The 22,871-nt window shown below is 45.8% G+C and carries 24 protein-coding genes; 21 read left to right on the top strand and 3 right to left on the bottom strand.

Translation table 11 applies throughout. The features are described from left to right. Positions 1–11: 11 nt before the first annotated feature. The 17 genes from NYE68_RS13730 (at position 12) to NYE68_RS13650 (ending at position 16,860) form a co-directional block, all read left to right on the top strand. Positions 12–2,144, top strand: coding sequence for an HD family phosphohydrolase (locus tag NYE68_RS13730; RefSeq protein WP_007408284.1), 2,133 nt, complete (start codon positions 12–14; stop codon positions 2,142–2,144). Further along, positions 2,145–2,618: an rRNA maturation RNase YbeY gene (ybeY, locus tag NYE68_RS13725; protein WP_012118016.1), complete on the top strand. Its 474-nt coding sequence runs from the start codon at positions 2,145–2,147 to the stop codon at positions 2,616–2,618. Further along, positions 2,599–2,973, top strand: a complete 375-nt coding sequence (locus NYE68_RS13720; protein ID WP_003152974.1) for a diacylglycerol kinase family protein — start codon at positions 2,599–2,601, stop codon at positions 2,971–2,973. Before ybeY ends, NYE68_RS13720 begins: the two co-directional genes overlap by 20 nt. A 123-nt stretch (positions 2,974–3,096) precedes the next feature. Then, the gene (locus NYE68_RS13715; RefSeq protein ID WP_003152976.1) at positions 3,097–3,507 is read left to right on the top strand and encodes a cytidine deaminase; all 411 of its coding nucleotides are present in this window, start codon (positions 3,097–3,099) and stop codon (positions 3,505–3,507) included. After that, positions 3,488–4,393 (top strand): GTPase Era, encoded by a 906-nt coding sequence (gene era / locus NYE68_RS13710; protein ID WP_007408285.1) that lies wholly within the window; start codon positions 3,488–3,490, stop codon positions 4,391–4,393. The genes NYE68_RS13715 and era overlap by 20 nt, the downstream gene beginning before the upstream one ends. 155 nt (positions 4,394–4,548) lie before the next feature. Next, a complete protein-coding gene (locus tag NYE68_RS13705; RefSeq protein WP_007408286.1) occupies positions 4,549–4,692 on the top strand; it encodes a YqzL family protein in 144 nt (47 codons plus the stop codon). Positions 4,693–4,728: 36 nt separating this feature from the next. Continuing rightward, positions 4,729–5,496: a DNA repair protein RecO gene (recO, locus tag NYE68_RS13700; protein ID WP_007408287.1), complete on the top strand. Its 768-nt coding sequence runs from the start codon at positions 4,729–4,731 to the stop codon at positions 5,494–5,496. Positions 5,497–5,797: 301 nt separating this feature from the next. Then, complete coding sequence (gene glyQ, locus NYE68_RS13695; RefSeq protein WP_003152984.1) at positions 5,798–6,685, top strand: glycine--tRNA ligase subunit alpha; 888 nt, start codon at positions 5,798–5,800, stop codon at positions 6,683–6,685. Continuing rightward, positions 6,678–8,717, top strand: coding sequence for a glycine--tRNA ligase subunit beta (gene glyS / locus NYE68_RS13690; protein ID WP_324636700.1), 2,040 nt, complete (start codon positions 6,678–6,680; stop codon positions 8,715–8,717). The genes glyQ and glyS overlap by 8 nt, the downstream gene beginning before the upstream one ends. Before the next feature lie 100 nt (positions 8,718–8,817). Further along, positions 8,818–9,456 (top strand): transcriptional regulator CcpN, encoded by a 639-nt coding sequence (gene ccpN, locus NYE68_RS13685; RefSeq protein WP_003152989.1) that lies wholly within the window; start codon positions 8,818–8,820, stop codon positions 9,454–9,456. A 25-nt stretch (positions 9,457–9,481) separates the two neighbouring features. Further along, on the top strand, positions 9,482–10,294 hold the full coding sequence (locus tag NYE68_RS13680; RefSeq protein ID WP_003152991.1) for a pyruvate, water dikinase regulatory protein: 813 nt from the start codon (positions 9,482–9,484) through the stop codon (positions 10,292–10,294). A 255-nt stretch (positions 10,295–10,549) separates the two neighbouring features. Then, complete coding sequence (locus NYE68_RS13675) at positions 10,550–11,056, top strand: YaiI/YqxD family protein (protein WP_007408289.1); 507 nt, start codon at positions 10,550–10,552, stop codon at positions 11,054–11,056. A 21-nt stretch (positions 11,057–11,077) separates the two neighbouring features. Then, the gene (gene dnaG / locus NYE68_RS13670; RefSeq protein ID WP_007408290.1) at positions 11,078–12,889 is read left to right on the top strand and encodes a DNA primase; all 1,812 of its coding nucleotides are present in this window, start codon (positions 11,078–11,080) and stop codon (positions 12,887–12,889) included. Between the two features lie 192 nt (positions 12,890–13,081). Beyond that, positions 13,082–14,203, top strand: a complete 1,122-nt coding sequence (rpoD, locus tag NYE68_RS13665) for an RNA polymerase sigma factor RpoD (RefSeq protein ID WP_003152998.1) — start codon at positions 13,082–13,084, stop codon at positions 14,201–14,203. 350 nt (positions 14,204–14,553) lie between these two features. Continuing rightward, positions 14,554–14,916 carry a cytochrome c550 gene (gene cccA / locus NYE68_RS13660; protein WP_003152999.1) on the top strand — a complete coding sequence of 121 codons (363 nt, stop codon included), beginning with the start codon at positions 14,554–14,556 and terminating at the stop codon, positions 14,914–14,916. Positions 14,917–15,032: 116 nt separating this feature from the next. Beyond that, entirely contained in the window at positions 15,033–15,746 is a 714-nt protein-coding gene (locus tag NYE68_RS13655; protein WP_324636959.1) for a tRNA (adenine(22)-N(1))-methyltransferase TrmK, read from the top strand. Then, positions 15,739–16,860, top strand: a complete 1,122-nt coding sequence (locus NYE68_RS13650) for a Nif3-like dinuclear metal center hexameric protein (RefSeq protein ID WP_053573189.1) — start codon at positions 15,739–15,741, stop codon at positions 16,858–16,860. Before NYE68_RS13655 ends, NYE68_RS13650 begins: the two co-directional genes overlap by 8 nt. A 20-nt stretch (positions 16,861–16,880) precedes the next feature. Here NYE68_RS13650 and NYE68_RS13645 read toward each other — a convergent pair whose 3' ends face one another. Further along, positions 16,881–17,825, bottom strand: a complete 945-nt coding sequence (locus NYE68_RS13645; protein ID WP_012118007.1) for a 4-hydroxy-3-methylbut-2-enyl diphosphate reductase — start codon at positions 17,823–17,825, stop codon at positions 16,881–16,883. Between the two features lie 122 nt (positions 17,826–17,947). Then, positions 17,948–18,643 carry a VrrA/YqfQ family protein gene (vrrA, locus tag NYE68_RS13640; protein ID WP_012118006.1) on the bottom strand — a complete coding sequence of 232 codons (696 nt, stop codon included), beginning with the start codon at positions 18,641–18,643 and terminating at the stop codon, positions 17,948–17,950. 165 nt (positions 18,644–18,808) lie between these two features. Between vrrA and NYE68_RS13635 the strand changes: the two genes are divergently transcribed. Together NYE68_RS13635 and NYE68_RS13630 are read left to right on the top strand one after the other, a co-directional pair. After that, entirely contained in the window at positions 18,809–20,125 is a 1,317-nt protein-coding gene (locus NYE68_RS13635) for a DEAD/DEAH box helicase (protein ID WP_015417834.1), read from the top strand. 10 nt (positions 20,126–20,135) lie between these two features. Next, positions 20,136–21,029, top strand: coding sequence for a deoxyribonuclease IV (locus NYE68_RS13630; RefSeq protein WP_014418398.1), 894 nt, complete (start codon positions 20,136–20,138; stop codon positions 21,027–21,029). A gap of 32 nt (positions 21,030–21,061) precedes the next feature. Here NYE68_RS13630 and NYE68_RS13625 read toward each other — a convergent pair whose 3' ends face one another. Beyond that, positions 21,062–21,316 (bottom strand): DUF2624 domain-containing protein, encoded by a 255-nt coding sequence (locus tag NYE68_RS13625; RefSeq protein WP_003153013.1) that lies wholly within the window; start codon positions 21,314–21,316, stop codon positions 21,062–21,064. Between the two features lie 118 nt (positions 21,317–21,434). On the opposite strand from NYE68_RS13625, the gene NYE68_RS13620 reads away from it, so the two are divergent. Both NYE68_RS13620 and NYE68_RS13615 read left to right on the top strand, forming a co-directional pair. Beyond that, on the top strand, positions 21,435–22,316 hold the full coding sequence (locus NYE68_RS13620) for a YitT family protein (RefSeq protein ID WP_007408296.1): 882 nt from the start codon (positions 21,435–21,437) through the stop codon (positions 22,314–22,316). A gap of 123 nt (positions 22,317–22,439) precedes the next feature. After that, entirely contained in the window at positions 22,440–22,850 is a 411-nt protein-coding gene (locus tag NYE68_RS13615) for a Fur family transcriptional regulator (protein WP_003153018.1), read from the top strand. The last annotated feature ends 21 nt before the right edge of the window (positions 22,851–22,871 follow it).

The raw sequence follows: 22,871 nt of genomic DNA, 5'->3' as shown, positions 1-22,871 counted from the left end.
AGGTTCTTGTTTTGAAAAAGAAGGGAAAGGGCAAAAGCGCCCGGGAACGGTTCCGCAGTTTCAGACATGCCCGCTCAGCCCATGTGCTGCTGTACCTGCTGCTTTCAGCGATCATGTTTGGTTTGCTCTTTATTCATGTAAAACCTGAATCACTTAATTTGGATTTGTTTGCAGTCAGTGATAAGACGATTTACGCGCCCGCCACAGTTGAAGATCAGCAGGCGACGGAATCGAAAAAACAGGCGGCCGAAGATGCGGTGGAAGATCAATACACCCTGAAAAAAGGCTATACCGACAATCGGCTTGACCTGATCACTTCCATTTTTGACAGCATCGGCGAAGTGAAAAAAGATGCGGAAAAAGACAAAAAGTCACCTTCGGAAAAATCACTGGTCAAATCGGTGAAAAACAAGCTGACACAGGATGTCAATGAATCCGTCTCGGAAGATGCCATTAAATCGCTTCTCCATGCAAACAATGAAGATTTCTCATTTGTGAGGGATTCCGTCATTACTGCGGTGAATACGGTGATGAGCAGTGAAATTCCTTCTGAAAAGCTTGCCGAAGCGAAGGATAAGGTCGCAAAAGAGCTGAAAAGCGCTTCTGTGCCGTCAAAATATTTAGCGGCTGCGACTGAAATCGGAAAATACGCGGTCATCCCGAATTACGTTTTTGATCCGAAAGCGACCGATGAAAAACGCCAGGAAGCGTCAGACAGCGTCCAGCCGGTACAGATCAAACAGGGACAGGTTCTCGTGGAAGAGAATGACCTGATTGACCGGGAAGTATACAGGAAGCTTGAACTGACGGGTCTTTTGAATAATTCCAACCTGTTAAAACCGATCAGCGGTCTCCTTCTGATGATCGGCCTGTTTATTGCCACGCTTGTCTACTATTTTGAGAAACAGCAGCAGGAGCTTAAGCTGAAAAATAAATCTCTTTTGCTGTTTTCTATCATTACAACGCTTATTCTCGTCATTATGGAAGTCGTCAGTCTCTTTCAGAAGATTGAATACACCAATATCGGCTATCTTGTGCCGATCGCCGCCGGCGCGATTTTAATCAGGCTGCTGCTCAATGAAAGGCTCGCCATTTTAGGAAGCATCATTCTGGCGATCTGCGGCAGTATGATGTTTAATCAGGGTGTGACGGGAACATTTAATTACGTCATCGGCATTTACTATTTAATCAGCAGCATTTCAGGCATTTTGTTTTTGGGAAAACATAATGCGAGATCAAAAATATTGCAGACGGGACTGTTCGTCTCATTTATTAATATGATTATCGTGCTGTCGCTTTTATTAATACAAAATACGGCGCTGTCACCGGTTGAAATCGGAACGCTTATGCTGATGGGGGTCGTCTCGGGACTTGCTTCATCCGTTTTGATTATCGGTCTGATGCCGTTTTTTGAGACGGGATTCGGCATTCTTTCAACAATGAGGCTGATTGAACTGTCTAATCCGAATCATCCCCTGCTTCGAAAGATTTTAACGGAAACACCCGGTACATATCATCACAGCGTCATGGTGGCAAATCTGTCGGAAGCGGCTTGTGAAGCCGTAGGGGCAAACGGTCTTTTAGCACGGGTCGGAGCGTATTATCACGATCTCGGAAAAACGAAACGTCCGCAATATTTTATTGAAAATCAGATGAATATGGATAATCCGCATGACAAGCTGTCTCCGCAGCTCAGCAAAAATATCATTATCGCACATACGACAGACGGTGCGAATATGCTCAGAAGCTATAAGTTTCCGAAAGAGCTTGTGGATATCGCGGAGCAGCATCACGGAACGTCCCTTTTAAAATTCTTTTATTATAAAGCGAAAGAAAAGGGCGACCAGATTACAGAGAAAGAGTTCCGCTACCCGGGGCCGAAGCCGCAATCGAAAGAAGCGGCTATTATCTCAGTGGCCGACAGCGTTGAAGCCGCCGTCCGTTCCATGCATAATCCCAATCCCGAGCGGATCGAAAAACTGGTGCGGGGAATTATATCCGATAAGCTTCAGGACGGACAATTCTCAGAATGTGATCTCACGTTCCGAGAACTGGATACGATCGCAAAAACACTATGTGCGACTTTAAAAGGAATTTTCCACTCCCGGATTGAATATCCGGAGGCTACGAAGAAGGTGAAATAAATGAGTTTACTCATAGATATTGTTGATGAAACGAACAGCGTCTCAGCTGATGCGCTCCAAGAAGTGGAGAAGCTGCTCCAATTCGCGGCGGAAAAAGAAGGCGTTCAGGACCAGGCTGAAGTATCGGTCACGATTGTGACAAATGAGGAAATCAGAGAAATCAACAGAGACTACCGGGGAAAAGACACTCCGACTGACGTCATTTCGTTTGCGCTTGAAGAAGAAGGCGAAGACGAGGTTGAAATCGTAGGCGCCGACATGCCGCCTGTTTTAGGAGATATTATCATCAGCGCTGACAGAACGAAAGAGCAGGCGGAAGAGTACGGCCATTCGTTTATGAGAGAGCTCGGTTTTCTGGCCGTGCACGGCTTTTTGCATTTGCTTGGCTATGATCACATGACAAAAGAAGAAGAGGAAGAAATGTTTTCAAAGCAAAAGGATTTGCTGGATGAGTATGGACTCACGAGATCATAAAAACGAGTGGAGCAGGTTCCTGAAGAGCTTTGTCCATGCATGGAGGGGAATCTGGAAAACGGCGCGGTCAGAGCGGAATTTTCAATTTCATATTACCGCGGCCTGCGCCGTTATCGTTTGCGGTTTTCTCACCGGGCTGAGCACAGCCGAATGGGCCGTTGTTTTGGTGCTGATCGGAGGGATGCTTGCTTTGGAGCTTTTAAATACGGCGATAGAGCATGTTGTGGATTTAGTTACCGATCAGTATCACCCGCTCGCAAAAGCGGCAAAGGACGCGGCCGCCGGAGCCGTTTGCGTCTTTGCCGTGATATCGTGTATCATTGGTTTACTCATCTTCTTGCCGAAGATATGTTAGCAGAAGATTCTTACAATTATTTTACATTGCCAAAAATGGGCGTGAAAAACCAATCATAATTATGTAAAATAAAAGTGACAGCGGTATCATACAGGATAAAGGTAAGAGAGGAATTAAGTACACATGAACAGACAAGAATTGATTGCAGAAGCATTAAAAGCGCGGGACACAGCGTATGTGCCGTATTCAAATTTCAGAGTGGGAGCCGCTCTTCTTACCAAAGACGGAAAAGTGTACAGAGGCTGCAACATCGAAAATGCAGCATACAGCATGTGCAACTGTGCTGAACGCACGGCGATATTCAAAGCTGTTTCCGAGGGGGATACGGAATTTGCGATGCTCGCCGTGGCTGCGGATACTCCGGGACCGGTTTCGCCGTGCGGAGCCTGCAGACAAGTAATTTCCGAGCTGTGCTCAAAGGATATGCTTGTTATTCTGACCAACTTACAAGGACAAATAAAAGAAATGACTGCGGAAGAATTATTGCCGGGCGCATTTTCATCGGAGGATTTACATGACGAACGAAAGCTTTAAATCAGGATTTGTATCTATCATCGGAAGGCCGAATGTAGGAAAGTCTACCTTTTTAAACAGGGTCATCGGTCAAAAGATCGCCATCATGAGCGACAAACCCCAGACGACAAGAAATAAAGTCCAAGGGGTGCTGACAACCGGCACGTCGCAGACCATTTTTATTGATACACCGGGCATTCACAAACCAAAGCACAAGCTTGGCGACTTTATGATGAAAGTGGCGCAGAATACGCTGAAAGAAGTTGACTTGGTGTTATTTATGATTAACGCCGAAGAAGGGTACGGAAAAGGCGACGAGTTTATCATTGAAAAGCTCGGACAGACGTCTACACCGGTTTTTCTGATCGTAAACAAAATTGATAAGATCCACCCTGACCAGCTGCTTCTTTTAATTGATGAGTACCGTACGCGCTATCCGTTTAAGGAAATCGTGCCGATCTCAGCTTTGGAAGGGAACAACGTCGAAACCCTTCTCGCGCAGATTGAAGCGTATTTACCGGAAGGGCCTCAGTTCTATCCGAGCGATCAGGTGACTGACCATCCTGAGCGGTTCATTATTTCTGAACTGATCAGAGAAAAGGTGCTCCATCTGACAAGGGAAGAAGTGCCGCACAGCATCGCTGTCGCTATCGAGTCCATTAAAGGGCAGGAAAACGGCTCCGTCCATGTCGCTGCCACCATTGTGGTCGAGCGGGATTCTCAAAAAGGCATCGTCATCGGCAAAAAAGGAGCGCTTCTGAAAGAAGTCGGCAAAAGAGCGCGGGCTGATATTGAAGCTCTTTTGGGCTCACGCGTTTACCTGGAATTATGGGTGAAGGTGCAGAAGGACTGGCGGAATAAAATGTCTCAGCTGCGTGATTTCGGCTTCAAAGAGGATGAATATTAATTCATCTAAGGCGCATGCCTGAGGTGTGAGATTACCTCACAGAAGCAGGGATTCGTTAGCAAAATTTGTTTAACATGAAAAGGAGGACATCAGGTCAAGATAAGGGTAAGAATTTGGATTTGCAAGCTAGTTTAATGATGAAAGGTGGGTTTTTTGTGTTGAATTTTACCTGGAACGTATTTTCTCAAACAGGAAGTGTTGATACGTACCTTCTTTTTAAAGAACTGGAAAAAGAGAACCTGGAAAGACCCGAAGAACCGGAAGATGAGCTAGCCCGAATTGATTTTCCAATTTTGTAAACCTCTTGGCCCCTCCCATTGTTGGAAGGTGCGGAAATGCTGACTAAATGTGAAGGAATCGTGCTCCGTACGAATGACTACGGGGAGACGAATAAAATCGTGACATTGCTGACGAGGGAACACGGCAAAATCGGCGTCATGGCAAGGGGCGCCAGGAAGTCAGCCAGCCGGCTGTCAGCAGTCAGCCAGCCGTTTTTGTACGGGTCATTTTTAATGCAAAGAACATCAGGACTCGGCACGCTCCAGCAGGGTGAAATGATTCTCAGCATGAGAACGATCAGAGAAGATTTATTTTTGACGGCGTATGCCGCTTTTATCGCTGAACTCACTGACAAAGGAACGGAAGAGAAGAAACCGAACCCCTATTTATTCGAATTGATTCTCGAATCCTTTAAGAGGCTGAATGACGGGACTGACCCGGACGTGATCACCTTCATCGTGCAGATGAAAATGCTCGGCGTCATGGGGCTGTATCCGGAGCTGAATCATTGTGTCCACTGCAAAAGCGGGGAAGGGACGTTTCATTTTTCGATAAGAGATAACGGGTTTATCTGCCACCGCTGCTTTGAAAAGGATCCGTACAGAGTTCCGATTTCGCCGCAAACGGCAAGGCTGCTAAGGCTTTTTTATTACTTTGATATCGGAAGGCTCGGCAGCGTCTCGTTAAAACAGGAAACCAAAAATGAAATTAAACGGGTCATTGATCTGTATTACGAAGAATATTCAGGACTTTATTTAAAGTCAAAACGGTTTTTAGATCAGATGGAAAGCATGAAGAACCTTTTGGATGAAAACAAAAGTTGACATTCTGCCCATCTTTTTATATGATCATTTATTATAAAATATGTTGCAGTGACAGAAAGAAGTACTTGCGTCCAACTCATACAAGCGACCTTAGGGCAGTGTAAGCTAAGGATGAGCGCGCAACGAAAGGCATTCTCGAGCAACCCTTTAAAAAGAGGCTGAGTGATTCACATCCTCAGCAACTAGGGTGGAACCGCGGGAGAACTCTCGTCCCTATGTTTGCGGCCGGCAAGCATAGAGACGGGAGTTTTTTGGTTGCCGCCGCACTTGTAAAAGAATGGAGAAAGTGGAGGTGCTTGAAATGAACATTCAAGATATGATTTTAACCTTGCAGAAGCACTGGTCGAATGAAGGCTGTGTGCTCATGCAGTCGTACGATGTGGAGAAAGGCGCAGGCACAATGAGCCCGTATACATTTTTACGAAGCATCGGGCCGGAACCGTGGAGAGTGGCTTACGTTGAGCCGTCCAGGCGGCCTGCGGACGGACGGTACGGTGAAAACCCGAACAGGCTCTATCAGCATCACCAATTCCAAGTCATTATCAAGCCGTCGCCTGATAACATTCAAGAGCTTTACCTTGATTCATTGCGTGCGCTCGGCATTGACCCGCTTGAACATGATATCCGTTTCGTAGAAGACAACTGGGAAAACCCGTCTTTAGGCTGTGCAGGTCTCGGCTGGGAAGTATGGCTTGACGGGATGGAAATTACTCAGTTTACTTACTTCCAGCAGGTGGGCGGAATTGAATGTAAACCGGTATCCGTTGAGATCACGTATGGCATTGAACGTCTCGCGTCATATATTCAGGATAAAGAAAACGTCTTTGATCTTGAATGGACGTCAGGATTTACTGTGAAAGATTTATTTATGATGGCTGAATATGAGCATTCCGTTTATACTTTTGAAACATCTGACGTGGATATGCTTTTCCATTTGTTCAGCACCTATGAAAAAGAAGCGATCAGACAAATGGATAACGGGCTCGTGCATCCGGCCTATGATTATGTGCTGAAATGCTCTCACACATTTAATCTGCTCGATGCAAAAGGCGCGATCTCGGTGACGGAGCGGACGGGTTATATCGGCCGTGTCCGCAACTTAGCGAGAAAAGTGGCAAAAACGTATTATGAAGAACGGGAAAAATTAGGGTTCCCAATGCTTAAAGAGGAGGGCTCTTCCCATGAGTAAACAAGACTTGCTTTTAGAGATCGGACTCGAGGAAATGCCGGCGCGGTTTTTACATGACAGCATGGTGCAGCTCGGTGAAAAGCTGACCGGCTGGCTGGCTGAAAAAAATATCGCCCATGGCGAAGTGAAACTTTTTAATACGCCGAGACGTCTGGCAGTATATATAAAAGACGTAGCAGAAAAACAGGCTGATATTCAGGAAGAAGCAAAAGGCCCTGCGAAAAAAATCGCTCTGGATGCTGACGGAAACTGGACAAAAGCCGCTATCGGATTTTCAAAAGGCCAAGGCGCCGGAGTGGATGATCTGTATATAAAAGATGTAAACGGCACGGAATATGTCTTCGTTCAAAAATTCCAGGCGGGACAAGAGACGAAGACACTTTTACCGCAGCTGGAAAATTTGATTGCCGGAATGCATTTTCCGAAAAACATGCGCTGGGGCACGCAGGATCTGCGCTATATCCGTCCGATCAAATGGATTATCGCTCTCTTTGGGAAAGACGTCATTCCGTTTGAAATCACAAATGTCGAGACGGGCCGGAACACGCAGGGACACCGCTTTCTCGGCCAAGAAGTATCTGTTGATGCACCGTCATCATACGAAAAGCTGCTGAAAGAACAAAGCGTCATTGCTGACCCGAAAGAACGCAAACAAATGATCCAAAGCCAGCTGGACGCGCTTGCGGCCGAGAAGAAATGGAACATTCCGATCGATGAGGACCTGCTGAACGAAGTCAACCATCTGGTGGAATACCCGACGGCGCTTTACGGATCTTTTGAATCCGAGTTTCTTTCTATCCCTGAAGAAGTACTTGTAACAACAATGAAAGAGCATCAGCGCTACTTCCCGGTAAAAGATGAAAACGGGAATCTGCTGCCTCATTTTATTACGGTAAGAAACGGGAACAGCCATGCAATTGAAAATGTTGCCCGCGGAAACGAGAAAGTGCTGAGAGCAAGGCTTTCAGATGCTGCGTTCTTCTACAAAGAAGACCAAAAGCTGAACATTGATGAAAACGTGAAGAAACTGGAAAATATCGTTTTCCATGAAGAGCTCGGCTCCCTTGGAGATAAAGTAAGAAGAGCGGCCGCCATTGCGGGCAAACTTGCCGTCCGCCTGAAAGCGGATGAACAGACGCAAAACCTTGTGAAGCGCGCCGCAGAGATTTCTAAATTTGACCTGGTTACACATATGATCTATGAGTTCCCTGAGCTTCAGGGCGTAATGGGAGAAAAATATGCGCGCATGCTCGGTGAAGATGATGCCGTCGCTGCCGCTGTCAATGAGCACTATATGCCGAGAGCGGCCGGGGGAGAAGTGCCTTCAACCTTTACCGGCGCGGTCGTGGCGTTAGCTGATAAACTGGACACGATTGCTTCCTTCTTCAGCATTGACGTAATTCCGACAGGTTCTCAGGATCCGTACGGATTGCGCCGTCAGGCAAGCGGCATCGTTTCCATTCTGATCGACCGCAATTGGGGCATTTCGTTTAAAGAGCTGCTGTCATTGACAGAAACGGAAAAAGAAAATGAGCTCCTCGATTTCTTTACACAGCGTCTGAAATACGTCTTAAACGCTGAAGACATCCGTCATGACGTTATTGAAGCCGTTCTGGACAGCACAGAGCTTGAGCCGTATGCAGCCGTTCATAAGGCAAGAGTGCTTGAGAAGCACCTCGGCACACCCGGCTTTAAAGAAACGGCTGAATCACTCGGCCGGGTCATCTCCATCAGCAAAAAAGGCGAGAGCCGCGATGTCAAGCCGGATCTGTTTGAAAATGAACAGGAGAAAAAGCTGTATGACGCTTATCAAAAAACAAAAGACAGTGTCGCGGAAAGCTTTGCCTCCAAAAACTATGAACAGGCGCTTGCCGTGCTCAGCGGATTAAAGGAGCCGATTGAAGACTACTTTAATCACACGATGGTAAATGCGGACGATGAAGCATTAAAAACCAACCGTTTAGCGCAAATGACCGCTCTTGCAGATGTGATCAAGTCTTTTGCTAATATGAATCATCTTATTGTAAAATAAAGAAAAAGACGGTTGCTGTGTGATCGGCAATCGTCTTTTCCCCTTTTACATAAACATCACAGAATGAAAACATAGATAAAGAAACCCTTCCATAAAGGTGGTGAGTACGATCGAATTAAATAAACGGCAAGAACAAATTTTACAGATTGTAAAGGAAAACGGCCCGATTACCGGAGAGCATATCGCAGAACAGCTCAATTTAACGAGGGCCACGCTGCGGCCGGACTTGGCCATACTCACCATGTCAGGCTTCTTAGAGGCCCGTCCGCGGGTCGGTTATTTTTATACGGGGAAAACGGGAAATCAGCTGCTTGCGGATAAACTGAAAAAGCTGCAAGTGAAAGATTTTCAATCGATCCCTGTTGTCATCAATGAGAATGTCTCGGTATACGATGCCATCTGCACAATGTTTTTAGAAGATGTCGGCACGTTATTTGTCGTAGATCGTGATGCTGTCTTAGTCGGTGTGCTGTCACGCAAAGATTTGCTGCGGGCGAGCATCGGCCAGCAGGAACTTGCCTCAATACCGGTTCATATTATCATGACAAGAATGCCGAATATCGCCGTCTGCCGGCGTGACGATTATGTGATGGACATCGCCAAGTATTTAATTGAAAAACAGATCGATGCCCTGCCCGTTATTAAAGATACGGATAAAGGCTTTGAGGTCATCGGCCGGTTTACCAAAACGAATATGACTAAGATACTTGTCAGTTTATCAGAAAATGAAATCATATAAGCTTGAAAACTAACGGGGGGATAACATGGACAATCGCATCATTTATGTAGTATCAGACTCAGTCGGAGAAACCGCCGAACTCGTTGTAAAAGCCTCGCTCAGCCAGTTTAACGGCTCAGCAGATGATACGCATATCAGAAGAATACCTTATGTGGAAGATATCGGCACCATTAATGAAGTCGTGTCTCTCGCCAAAGCGGACGGCGGCATTATTTGTTTTACGCTCGTTGTTCCTGAAATGCGCAAATACCTGGTTGAACAAGCGGAAAAAGCGAATGTGCTGTATTACGATATTATCGGTCCGCTCATCGATAAAATGGAATCGGCTTACGGTCTGACCGCTAAATATGAACCGGGCCGCGTCCGCCAGCTTGATGAAGATTATTTCAAAAAGGTCGAGGCGATCGAGTTTGCCGTCAAATATGACGATGGCAGAGATCCAAGAGGCATTTTAAAAGCCGATATCATCCTGCTCGGAGTATCCAGAACGTCTAAAACCCCATTATCACAATATCTTGCCCATAAGCGTCTGAAAGTGGCCAATGTGCCGATCGTTCCTGAGGTCGATCCGCCGGAAGAACTGTTCAGCGTTGATCCGAAAAAATGCATCGGCTTAAAAATCAGCCCTGATAAACTGAACCATATACGAAAAGAACGGTTAAAATCTCTCGGCTTAAATGACAAAGCCATTTACGCCAATATCAACAGAATTAAAGAAGAGCTGGAGTATTTTGAGAAAATCGTGGACCGGATCGGCTGCCAGGTCGTTGACGTTTCGAATAAAGCGGTCGAGGAAACAGCGAACATCATTCATCATCTCAAAACAAAGGGCCGATAACTCAGGACGCTTTATCCTGGGTTTTTGGGTATGCAAATAGGGAATAAACAAAAAGGATGGCATCTTCGCGAAGTTTGTATTATAATAAAAAATTGTGATAAAATGTTTATTTTTAGGTTTAAGCTTCGTGTGATACGAATAAACTATTATGGGTAAGATGTCAAGAATAACTCCCGGAAATTTTTCGACAAAGCTCAAAATAGATCCGCAGTCATGGAGCATATGCGATTTCGCTTGTTTTTATGCAGGAGATTGATGGAGGGATGGAGAATTAGTCTTCTAAATGAAAAAGAAAAGACGATTTTTGTCGATGCAGACGCATGCCCCGTAAAAGAGGAAATAATGCTCATTGCATCGCAATACAGCGTTCGGGTTATTTTCGTCGCATCATTTGAACACTACCAGCTTTCCAGAAGCAAAGACGAGAACTGGGTATACGTTGATCCTCATAAAGAAGCGGCAGACTTATATATCGCAAACCATGTGAGATCGGGAGACGTCGTAGTCACGCAGGATATCGGTTTAGCCTCTCTTTTGCTGAACAGAAATATTGCCGTCTTATCGGAAAGGGGCCGTTCTTATACTGAAGACACGATTGACTTCGCTCTGATGAGCCGTCATATGTCAGGCAAAATGAGAAGAAGCGGCATTCATTCCAAAGGACCTAAAAAATTAAATAAAGAAGATCGGAATCGATTTGTTACCCTGCTTAAAAAAATCCTGTCGAATGATGAAGGGATTTCAAATCAAAACATCGAATAATGTACGACGGAGTGTTATAAGATGGGAAACCGCATACCAGATGAAGTAGTTAATCAGGTGCAGCAGTCAGCAGACATTGTTGAAGTCATAGGTGATTATGTCCAATTGAAAAAGCAAGGCCGCAACTACTTTGGGCTCTGTCCGTTTCACGGGGAAAACACGCCCTCGTTTTCCGTCTCCAGCGATAAGCAGATCTTTCATTGCTTCGGATGCGGTGCGGGCGGGAACGTTTTCTCTTTCTTACGGCAGATGGAAGGCTATTCATTTACGGAGGCTGTTTCTCACCTTGCGGATAAATATCAGATTGATTTCCCTGATGATATAACGATTCACTCTGCATCCAGGCCTGAATCTTCCGGAGAGCAGAAGATGGCGGAAGCCCACGAGCTTCTGAAGAAATTTTACCATCATTTGCTAATAAATACAAAGGAAGGCCAGGAAGCGTTAGATTACCTTTTATCAAGGGGTTTTACGAAAGAGCTCATAGATGAGTTTGAAATCGGCTACGCGCTGGATTCCTGGGATTTCATGACGAAATTCTTGAAAAAGCGCGGTTTTGAGGAAGAACTGATGGAAAAAGCGGGTCTGCTGATCAGAAGGGAAGACGGCAGCGGGTATTTTGACCGTTTCAGAAACAGAATTATGTTTCCCATTCATGATCACCACGGAGCCGTGGCGGCTTTTTCAGGAAGGGCGCTCGGAAGCCAGCAGCCGAAATATATGAACAGCCCGGAAACGCCGCTGTTTCATAAATCTAAGCTGCTGTATAACTTTCATAAGGCGCGCCTGCCGATCAGGAAAGAGGAGAGAGCCGTTCTGTTTGAAGGCTTCGCTGACGTCATATCCGCCGTCAGCTCAGGCGTAAAAGAAAGTATCGCCACAATGGGGACGTCGCTCACCGAAGAACATGTGAAAATCCTCAGGAGAAATGTTCAGGAGGTCATTCTCTGCTACGATTCGGATAAAGCCGGGTACGAAGCTACGCTGAAAGCGGCCGGCCTGCTTCAGAAAGCCGATTGTAAGGTAAGAGTAAGCATGCTGCCTGACGGGCTTGATCCTGATGATTATATCAGAACCCGGGGCGGAGAAAAATTCCGGACCGATATCATTGATGCAAGCGTTACGGTCATGGCTTTTAAAATGCAATATTTCCGCAAAGGGAAAAACTTATCTGACGAAGGAGACCGGCTCGCTTACATGAAAGAAGTGCTGAAAGAAATCAGCGCTCTTTCCGGGTCGCTTGAGCAGGAAATGTATGTGAAGCAGCTCGCCTCAGAATTTTCTCTTTCGGTAGAATCTTTGACGGAACAGCTTTCCATCTACGCCAGACAAAACGCCCCCGGCGACAAAAACGCCGAACCGCAGACAAGACGGGCCCGGGTGACGACAAAAGCAAAACGGCGCCGTCTCCGTCCCGCCTATGAGAACGCGGAAAGACTTCTGCTCGCTCATATGCTGAGAGACCGAAACGTCATAAAGAAAGTGATTGAGCGTGTCGGCTTTGAATTTAACATTGACGGACATCGTGCGCTGGCAGCATACCTGTACGCTGTTTATGAAGAGGGCGCTGACATGACGCCGCAGCATCTTATGGCGAGAATGCAGGATGAGGAAATCAGCCAGCTGCTTTCAGATATAGGGATGCTCCAAGTAAACGAGGAGCTCTCAGAGGCCGAGTTATCCGATTACGTAAAAAAAGTGTTGGATCACCGAAAATGGTCAATGATAAAGGAAAAAGAAGCAGAAAGAGCGGATGCGGAGAGGCAGAAAGACTTCGTGAAAGCTGCGTCTCTGGCTCAAGAAATTGTTGCATTGAACCGATCATTAAAGTAACACCACAAAGAGGCTTGCGTTCTGATTGGCAATGATTCCTTGCGGAGGAGCAAATAGATCGCTTAACCTCATCATGAATTGTCATTTATTATCCGCAGCCCTGCATGCTGAAAAAGAGAGAAGGCTTCCGGGTCGGATAAGAAACATACCGCTTTTAGAATTCGTTGCAAGCTTTGGAAGGAGGGATCCATAATGGCTGATAAACAAACCCACGAAACAGAAACAGAACTTACATTAGACCAGGTAAAAGAGCAGCTTACTGAAACTGGAAAAAAACGTGGCGTTTTAACATATGAAGAAATTGCTGAACGCATGTCCAGCTTTGAAATTGAATCAGACCAAATGGATGAGTATTATGAATTTTTAGGAGAACAAGGTGTTGAATTAATTAGTGAAAATGAAGAAACGGAAGATCCTAATATTCAACAGCTTGCCAAAGCCGAAGAAGAATTTGACCTTAATGACCTCAGCGTACCGCCTGGCGTAAAGATCAATGATCCAGTCCGCATGTACCTTAAGGAAATCGGACGGGTAAATCTTCTTTCTGCTAAAGAAGAAATCACCTACGCTCAAAAAATTGAAGAGGGTGACGAGGAATCTAAACGCAGACTGGCTGAAGCAAACCTTCGTTTAGTTGTCAGCATTGCTAAACGGTATGTCGGCCGCGGCATGCTTTTCTTAGACTTGATCCAAGAAGGAAACATGGGTCTCATGAAAGCCGTCGAGAAGTTTGACTACCGTAAAGGATATAAATTCAGTACGTATGCGACTTGGTGGATCAGACAGGCGATTACACGCGCCATCGCTGACCAGGCGAGAACAATCCGTATCCCGGTTCACATGGTGGAAACCATCAACAAATTAATCCGGGTGCAGCGTCAGCTTCTTCAGGATCTTGGCAGAGAGCCGACACCGGAAGAGATTGCTGAAGACATGGATCTTACACCTGAAAAAGTCCGTGAAATATTAAAAATTGCTCAAGAGCCTGTTTCTTTAGAAACGCCGATCGGTGAAGAAGACGACTCACATCTCGGTGATTTCATCGAAGACCAGGAAGCGACATCTCCGTCGGATCATGCGGCATATGAGCTTTTAAAAGAACAGCTGGAAGATGTGCTGGATACGTTGACAGATCGTGAAGAAAACGTGCTGCGTCTCCGTTTCGGTCTGGATGACGGACGCACAAGAACTTTGGAAGAAGTAGGCAAAGTGTTTGGAGTAACGAGAGAGCGTATTCGCCAAATTGAAGCAAAAGCGCTTCGCAAATTGAGACATCCGAGCAGAAGCAAACGTCTGAAGGATTTTCTCGAATAGAATGGAACGGGTCTTTTTGATCCGTTCTTTTTTATGTATAAGATATATGGATAATATACCTTTATTTTACTGGATAAGCATATGTTTTGCAAATGAGTTTGGAAAAAATGCGGCATGTCCTGAAAGGGGGAAAATGAGATAAGTTTATTTATATTCTTTATTGTAAGCGTATACAATTCATTATACAATAGAATAAAGATAATTTTGTGATAAACAAAACAGTTATTTTTGCTTTTTGTATAAATTGTGAAATCAAAGAAATTGCTGAACAAGACCATTTACTTTTTGTAAAAATAAGTTAGAATTAGAAGTGTTTACATAGGGGGAGAATGAAAAAGGGGGATGGAGATATGAAGTGGAATCCGCTGATTCCTTTTTTGCTCATTGCAGTGCTGGGAATAGGGCTGACTTTCTTTTTAGCTGTAAAAGGCAATGGAGATGCGCATCAGATCGCAAGCGGCGGTGAAAGTAAAAATGCCGAGAAGGAAACTGCAAACGCTTCACCTGAAGAGATTTATAAAGCGAACTGCATCACCTGTCACGGGGAAAACTATGAAGGTGTATCAGGGCCGAACTTAAAAGGCGTCGGCAAAAGAAAAGATGTCGCTGAGATTAAAACAAAAATTGAAAAAGGCGGCAACGGGATGCCCGCAGGCCTTGTGCCGGCCGAAAAGCTGGATGACATGGCAAAATGGGTTTCTGACATTAAATAAAGCTTTACCGGTCCCTATATAAAAGACATATGAAAAACTCTATCCGCCGCTTGGATTCCGGGCGGTTTTTTTATATGATAGTAAAGGAAAAAGAACCTGAGAAAAGTTGTGATATTGTGAATGAAATGAAGTTATCTAAAAGATTGCAGTCTGTGGCGGAATATATCCCTCCGGGTGCCCTGGTTGCTGATATCGGGTCGGACCACGCGTATCTTCCTTGCTATGCCGTTTTGAATCGTTTGGCAAGCCGGGCAATCTCCGGTGAAATTACAGACGGACCGTTTCTATCCGCCAAACAGCAGGTGGAAAAACTGGACTTAAGCACTCTTATCTCCGTAAGGAAAGGTGACGGGCTGAGCGTCCTTGAAAAAGGAGAAGCCGGCGCCATTACAATCGCGGGCATGGGCGGAGCGCTGATCGCTCATATTTTGGAGTCCGGAAAAACGAAATTGACGGGGCGTGAACGGCTGATTCTGCAGCCGAATATTCATGCCGTTCATATAAGAGAGTGGCTGTATCGGGAAGGCTATGAACTGATTGATGAAGTGATTCTCGAAGAAGACGGAAAGTATTATGAAATCCTCGTTGCGGAAACTGGCGACCGTGATGCGCCGTATCGGGACGTGCCGATGGCTGCCGGAATGCTTGCGGGTCCGTTTTTATTAAAAGAGAGGAATGATGTGTTTCTTCGGAAATGGAGCCAGGAACTTAAGCATACTGAACAAATTTATGAACAGATCAGCCGCAGCGCAAAGCATGAAAGTCATGAAAAATTAGCTGAATTGAAAGAGCGGATTTCTCTGCTGAAGGAGGTAATCGGACATGCCTAAACATGTAAACGGACAGGAAATCATCCAGCTGTTTGAACAATTTTCACCGAAGGCTTTTGCGGTGGAAGGAGATAAAATCGGCCTGCAGATCGGTACATTGAATAAGCCGGTGAAAAATGTCATGGTGACACTGGATGTTCTGGAACAAACGGTAGATGAAGCCATTGAGAAAAAAGTTGACTTAATTATCGCCCACCATCCGCCGATTTTTCGGCCGCTTAAACAGATCACCACTGATCAGCCTGGCGGAAGACTGATTGAGAAATGTATAAAGCATGATATTGCCGTATATGCGGCTCATACGAATCTTGATGTGGCGGACGGCGGTGTGAATGATCTGCTTGCCGAAGCTCTCGGCCTGACAGACACAGAAGTGCTCGTCCCGACATATTCGGACCCGATGAAAAAGCTTGCCGTCTATGTTCCGAAAGACTATGAAGAAGCTGTAAGAACCGCACTTGGCAACGCCGGAGCGGGACATATCGGCAATTACAGCCATTGCGCGTTCTCCTCTGAGGGAATCGGCAGCTTTAAGCCGCTGGACGGGGCAGAACCGTTTATCGGACAGACGGGAGAGCTGGAACTCGTCCATGAAGTGAGACTTGAGACCGTTTTTCCGGCAAGTATGGAGAAAACCGTCGTAAAAGCGCTGAAAAAAAGCCATCCGTATGAAGAGGTGGCATATGATATTTATCCGGTGGAGCAGTCTCCGCTTGAAAAAGGGCTCGGCCGCATCGGAAAACTTCAGCAAGACATGACGCTTGAAGAGTTTGCGCTGTTTGTGAAAGAAAAGTTTGACGTTAACGGAGTCCGGATGGTCGGAGAGCGAAACAGCAAGGTGAAAAAAGTCGCGGTTCTTGGCGGTGACGGAAATAAATATATTTATCAGGCAAAGCGGAAGGGTGCAGATGTTTACGTGACGGGCGATCTTTATTTCCATGTAGCGCATGATGCGATGATGATCGGATTAAACGTCGTGGACCCGGGGCATTATGCTGAAAAGATCATGAGAAAAGGCACGGCTGAGAAGCTTACGGCAATGGCCGGGGAGAAAAACTATGATGTGCGCATTTTCGCTTCCGAAACAGATACAAACCCATTTACCTTCTTATAAAAAAACTGAGGCCCCGGGCCTCAGTTTTTTATTTTTACTTTCGGAAGGATTTTTTTAAGCGGCACACTGTGTTCAAGCTGCCATGTCGATTCATCGTTGTGGTCAAACTGCTCTAAAAAGCGGATGACTTCCTTTGTAATCGGTGTCGGTGTTGATGCGCCTGCGGTAACGGCGACGGTATTGACGTCTTTCAGCCATTCGAGCTTCAGTTCACTGATGTCTCCGATTCGGTAGGCTTTTGTTCCGGCGATTTCTTCTGACACTTGCGCCAGTCTGTTGGAGTTATTGCTTTTCGGATCACCGACAACAATGGTTAAGTCCGCTTTTTTTGCCTGCTCTGATACAGCTTCTTGACGAACCTGTGTGGCCAGGCAGATTTCCTGATGGTATTCCACGTACGGGTACTTTTCTTTGACTGATTCCATAATATCGTGGACGTCCCACTGGGACATTGTCGTTTGGTTTGTAACGATTAATTTCTCAGCCTGAATATCGAGATTTCTCACGTCTTCCTCTGTTTCAACGAGATGAACGATTTCAGGAGCGACGCCGACGGCTCCTTCAGGCTCGGGGTGGCCTTTTTTACCGATGTATATGACGTGATAACCTTCAGCTTTTACTTTTCGGATTAAGTCATGTGTTTTCGTGACGTCCGGGCATGTGGCGTCAATCGTAACAAGCCCTTTTTCCTCAGCGGCTTTTCTTACTTCCGGAGATACCCCGTGAGCCGTGAAAATAACGGTTCCTTTTTCCACCTGCTTTAAAATCTCCAGACGGTTTGTGCCGTCAAGCGTGTAAATGCCGTCTTCTTCAAACGCATCTGTGACATGCTTATTATGAACAATCATTCCCAGTATATATATAGGTCTTGGCAGTGTTTTATCGAGTGACGCGTTTTTGGCTATGACCATGGCATCAACAACGCCGTAACAGTAGCCGCGCGGCGATATTTTGATAACGTCCAATGTAGATGTCCTCCTATCAAAAGTGAGTGTAGAGGCAATATAAAAAGCCGTAGTTAAACGGCTCAAATCTTGCATTCTTCTGATCTCATTATAGCTAATCTTTCGTGAGATATCAAAGAATGTTAAATATATAATTTCGGCTTTGATCTGCCCGATGTTCTTTTTGGACGCGGCTGTTCCGCTGAGTCCGCCTGTGCGGCGTCTTTTTCTTTTGAAGCGGATGCTTTTTCAGACGTCTTCTTTGATGTTTTGGATGAGGCGTCTGATTTGTTTTCATCTTCTGTTTCATCTGTTTTTTCAGCTTCATCCTTTTTGTCCTGTTCGTCTGTTTCTTTCGTCTCGTCAGATTCATTCTCGTCATCACTGCTGCTTAATTGGCTGTAAAGCTTCATCATGGCGGGCAGACTCCGTACTAAAGGACCGTACTGCTGGATCATCGGCGTAACCTGCTGCGCCACGCCGAGCACCTTCTGAACGTTGCCGAGCATGCTCGACAGGGATGCCGGACTTGCCAGGTTCTGTATTCCCTGCAGTCCTGCACCTGCTCCTCCGCTGGCCGCCGCCGGTGCCGACGCGGCAGCGCTTCCTCCTCCTGAACCGGGTAAAAAACGGGAAAGCATCCCTTTTAAGCCCCCTCCGCCGCCCGTGCCTGCGTTTCTCAGGCCCGCTCCGGCAATCTGCTGCTGAGGGAAAAGCTGCCGTCCCTGCTGCATCAGCTGCCGTCCCGGCAATGACGGTCTTCCTCCCATCATCATACGCGGATTCATAAACGGCCGGCCCTGCTGCGCCATATTTCTCATCGGCTGCTGTGGAAACATACTTGTACCTCCTTTCTGTCTCTCTGCTATTACAATATGCATCGGAGGGGGCATTTGCTTTTCTGTCTCGAAAACAGGATTCCCCCAAGACATGGTGTTTTTAAGTAAAATCGGTTATAATGTGATGATGGACACAGAATGTGCCGCTTTAAGGAGCTGGGAAAAATGAAAGAAACTAAATTTGATGGATACAACTTAAAACCGTTTATTATAGATGCAGTTCACCGCCTTGGTTTTTATGAACCGACAGATATTCAAAAGCGTCTGATACCTGCCGTACTGAAAAACGAAAGCGTGATCGGGCAGTCCCAGACGGGGACGGGGAAAACCCACGCCTATTTATTGCCAATTTTGAATCGGATTGATCCGGGTTCTGATACGGTACAGGCTGTTATCACGGCGCCGACGAGAGAGCTTGCCAATCAGATTCATCAGGAAGCGCTCAAAATCACACAGGGTGCGGAAGATGAGCCGATCCGGACAAAATGCTTCATCGGCGGGACGGACAAGCAAAAATCAATTGATAAGCTGAAAACACAGCCTCATCTCGTCGTCGGAACGCCGGGCCGGATCGCGGATCTGATTAAGGCGCAGGCATTGAACGTCTATAAAGCGCAGTCTCTCGTCATTGACGAAGCTGATCTGATGCTTGACATGGGCTTTTTAGAAGACGTTGATTACATCGGATCGCGTATGCCGGAAGAACTTCAGATGCTTGTGTTCTCAGCTACGATTCCGGAAAAGCTGAAGCCGTTTTTGAAAAAGTATATGGAAAATCCGAAGTACGCGCATGTTGAGCCGAAAAGAATCACAGCCGAAAAGATTGAACATGTGTTGGTTCCTTCTAAACAGCGTGATAAAGACAAACTGCTTTTTGATATGATGTCTCATCTGAATCCTTATCTGGGCATTGTGTTTGCAAATACGAAGAACACGGCTGACCATATTGCGAAATACCTGACTGAAAAGGGCATGAGGATCGGTCTTCTGCACGGGGGATTAACGCCGCGTGAGCGTAAGAAGGTAATGAAGCAGATTAATGATCTGGAATTCACTTATGTCATTGCGACAGACCTTGCGGCAAGAGGAATTGACATTAAAGGCGTAAGCCACGTCATCAACTATGAGCTTCCGGACGATCTGGATTTTTATGTTCACCGCGTCGGGAGAACCGCACGCGCGGGTTCATCAGGCCAGGCACTGACCATTTATGAGCTTTCTGACGAAGATGCGCTCGTAAGACTCGAAAAGATGGGCATTGTGTTTGACTATGCGGAGCTTGTAAACGGCGAATGGAAGAAAGGCGATGACCGCCACCGCCGCAAAAAACGCAAAAAATCCGAGAATGAGGCCGACCAAATGGCGAAGCGCCTCGTGAAAAAACCGAAAAAAGTGAAGCCGGGCTATAAAAAGAAAATGGGCTACGAAATGGAAAAGATAAAAAGAAAGCAGAGAAGAAACAAATCTAACAAAGGAAAGTAGGGGAATCGGGTTGCTGAAAATAGGTTCACACGTCTCAATGAGCGGAAAACATATGCTCCTTGCCGCAAGCAAGGAAGCCGTTTCGTACGGGGCGAATACATTTATGATCTATACGGGCGCTCCCCAAAACACGCGCCGCAAAAAAATTGAAGACTTGAATATCGAAGCGGGCCGCGCCCATATGAAGGAAAACGGCATCGACGAGATTGTCGTGCATGCGCCGTACATCATTAACATCGGAAATACGACAAATCCGGCAACGTTTGAGCTGGGCGTTGATTTTCTGCGTTCTGAAATTGAAAGAACGGCAGCGATCGGCGCGAAACAGATCGTGCTTCATCCGGGGGCGCATGTCGGAGCCGGGGCTGAGACGGGCATCAAAAAAATTATTGAAGGTTTAAACGAAGTGATTGTTCCCGGGCAAAACGTGCAGATTGCGCTGGAAACAATGGCGGGCAAAGGATCAGAATGCGGGAGAAGCTTTGAAGAGCTGGCCGAGATCATTGCGGGAGTCACGCATAATGAACATCTATCCGTCTGCTTTGACACTTGCCACACCCATGACGCCGGGTATGATGTCGCTAATGATTTTGACGGTGTTCTTAACGAGTTTGATAAAATCGTCGGCATCGATCGGATAAAAGTCCTTCATGTGAATGACAGTAAAAATATCAAAGGCGCCCGGAAAGACCGCCATGAAAATATCGGGTTCGGAGAGATCGGTTTTGACGCTCTGCAGTACATCGTTCATCACGAGCAGCTTGCCGATATTCCGAAAATCCTCGAAACGCCGTATGTAGGCGAAGACAAGAAAAATAAGAAGCCGCCGTACCGTTTTGAAATCGAAATGCTGAAAGAAAAGCAGTTTGATAAGGAGCTTCTTGAAAAAATATCAGCTCAATAAGAAAGAAAGGAGGGGCGGGTGTCCCTCCTTTCTTACCCTGAAAATTGATTGAAAAGTTCGTCAACTTTCCGCGCCGTTTCTTTTGAGGTTATCGTTTCCACTTTTTTCAGCAGGCGCAGCCGCTCCTGTTCATCAAAAATATTGATGTTTTTTCCGTGCATCAGAGCCGCTACCTCAGCCGCTTGACTTCTTGTAATGCTGATCCCGTATTGCTTGGAATATTTCAGCAGATCGTCCGCAGTGACTTGATTGAGCCGCTGCAAAATAATTCTTTGTATTAAAATCATCGATACTTTCACCTCTTTAGACATAATGTATTGAGCAGATCATTAAAATGTTACAGCTTTTAATGGTAAAATAAAGTTGCTTACTGTTTAAAATAGTTATTATAGGAAAGGAGATTTTATGACCCCAAATAAACAGCATAAAAGAGAATCATTTTTACACTTTATCTTCAGGGTCATTATGATTCTGATCGGGGCGGGTTCAGCCGCCGTAAGTATTGAATTGTTTCTGGTCCCTAATAATTTTATCGACGGAGGCATTATCGGTGTTTCATTAATTTTAGACCACCTCTTTATGTCCAATCCCCTCCTCAATTTTGCCTTATTCGTTGTGTTACTCAACATTCCATTTATGATTTTCGGATATAAATATATCGGAAAAACATTTCTCATCTCTACTGTTATCGGAATCGTCGGTTTAGCGCTGATTGAATCCTCATTGCACCATGTGGAGGCCATTACGACCCAGCCTATTTTGGCGACGGTATTCGGGGGGCTTTTGCTCGGTTTCGGGGTAGGCCTTGTCATCCGAAACGGAGGCTCGATGGACGGTACTGAAATCCTCGGTATCCTTCTCACGAAAAAGCTGCCCTTTTCAGTCGGGGAATTCGTTATGCTCATTAATGTGTTTATTTTCATTTGGGCCGGTTTTGTGTTCGGTCCGGAGCAGGCAATGTATTCTTTCATGACTTATTATATTGCCATGAAAACGATTGACGCCGTCATCCAGGGGCTTGATGAAACAAAAGCGGTCATTATTGTTGCAGAGCAATATGCTGAGATCTCAGATGCTATATTGCACCGGCTTGGACGGGGAACCACCAAGCTTCAGGGGAAAGGCGGATATACGGATGAAACCAAAGAAGTCATTTACGCGGTCGTGACAAGGCTTGAAGTGACTAAATTGAAATCCATTGTGTTTGAAATTGATAAAAACGCCTTTATTACGATCATGAATACCCATGAAACGAGGGGCGGTAAGTTCAAAACCGCGATTCACTAGGCTTTCATTTACTTTTCATCATTTTATAGGTATAATTTGATACATCATAAGAAAATGGCCTGCTGTTCAGACAGCTGCCATTTTCTTTTTGGAGCGATACCGTGTTGTAAAGGGGAGGTCCTCATGAACGTACAAGAAGCGTTGAACCTGCTGAAAGAAAAAGGGTATAAATATACGAGTAAGCGAGAAGACATGCTGCAGCTTTTTGCTGATTCTGATAAATATCTGACCGCCAAAAACGTGCTTGCCGCATTAAATGACGACTATCCGGGTCTGAGCTTTGATACCATATACAGAAATCTTTCGTTATATGAAGAACTCGGCATTTTGGAAACGACGGAGCTTTCCGGAGAAAAACTGTTCCGTTTTACATGCTCTTATACCCATCATCATCACCATTTTATCTGTTTAACCTGCGGGAAAACGAAGGAAATTGAGTCCTGCCCGATGGATAAGCTGCACGATGATTTGGAAGGGTATGAAATCAGCGGCCATAAGTTTGAAATTTACGGCACCTGTCCGGCGTGCCGATAAAAAACCTCCTGCTTATACAGG

It is taken from the genome of Bacillus sp. FSL R5-0447 (genome assembly GCF_038606125.1).
Taxonomy (GTDB): domain Bacteria; phylum Bacillota; class Bacilli; order Bacillales; family Bacillaceae; genus Bacillus; species Bacillus velezensis.
The sequence above is the reverse complement of the archived record's forward strand: the minus strand, read 5'-3'. Positions and strand labels throughout refer to the sequence as shown.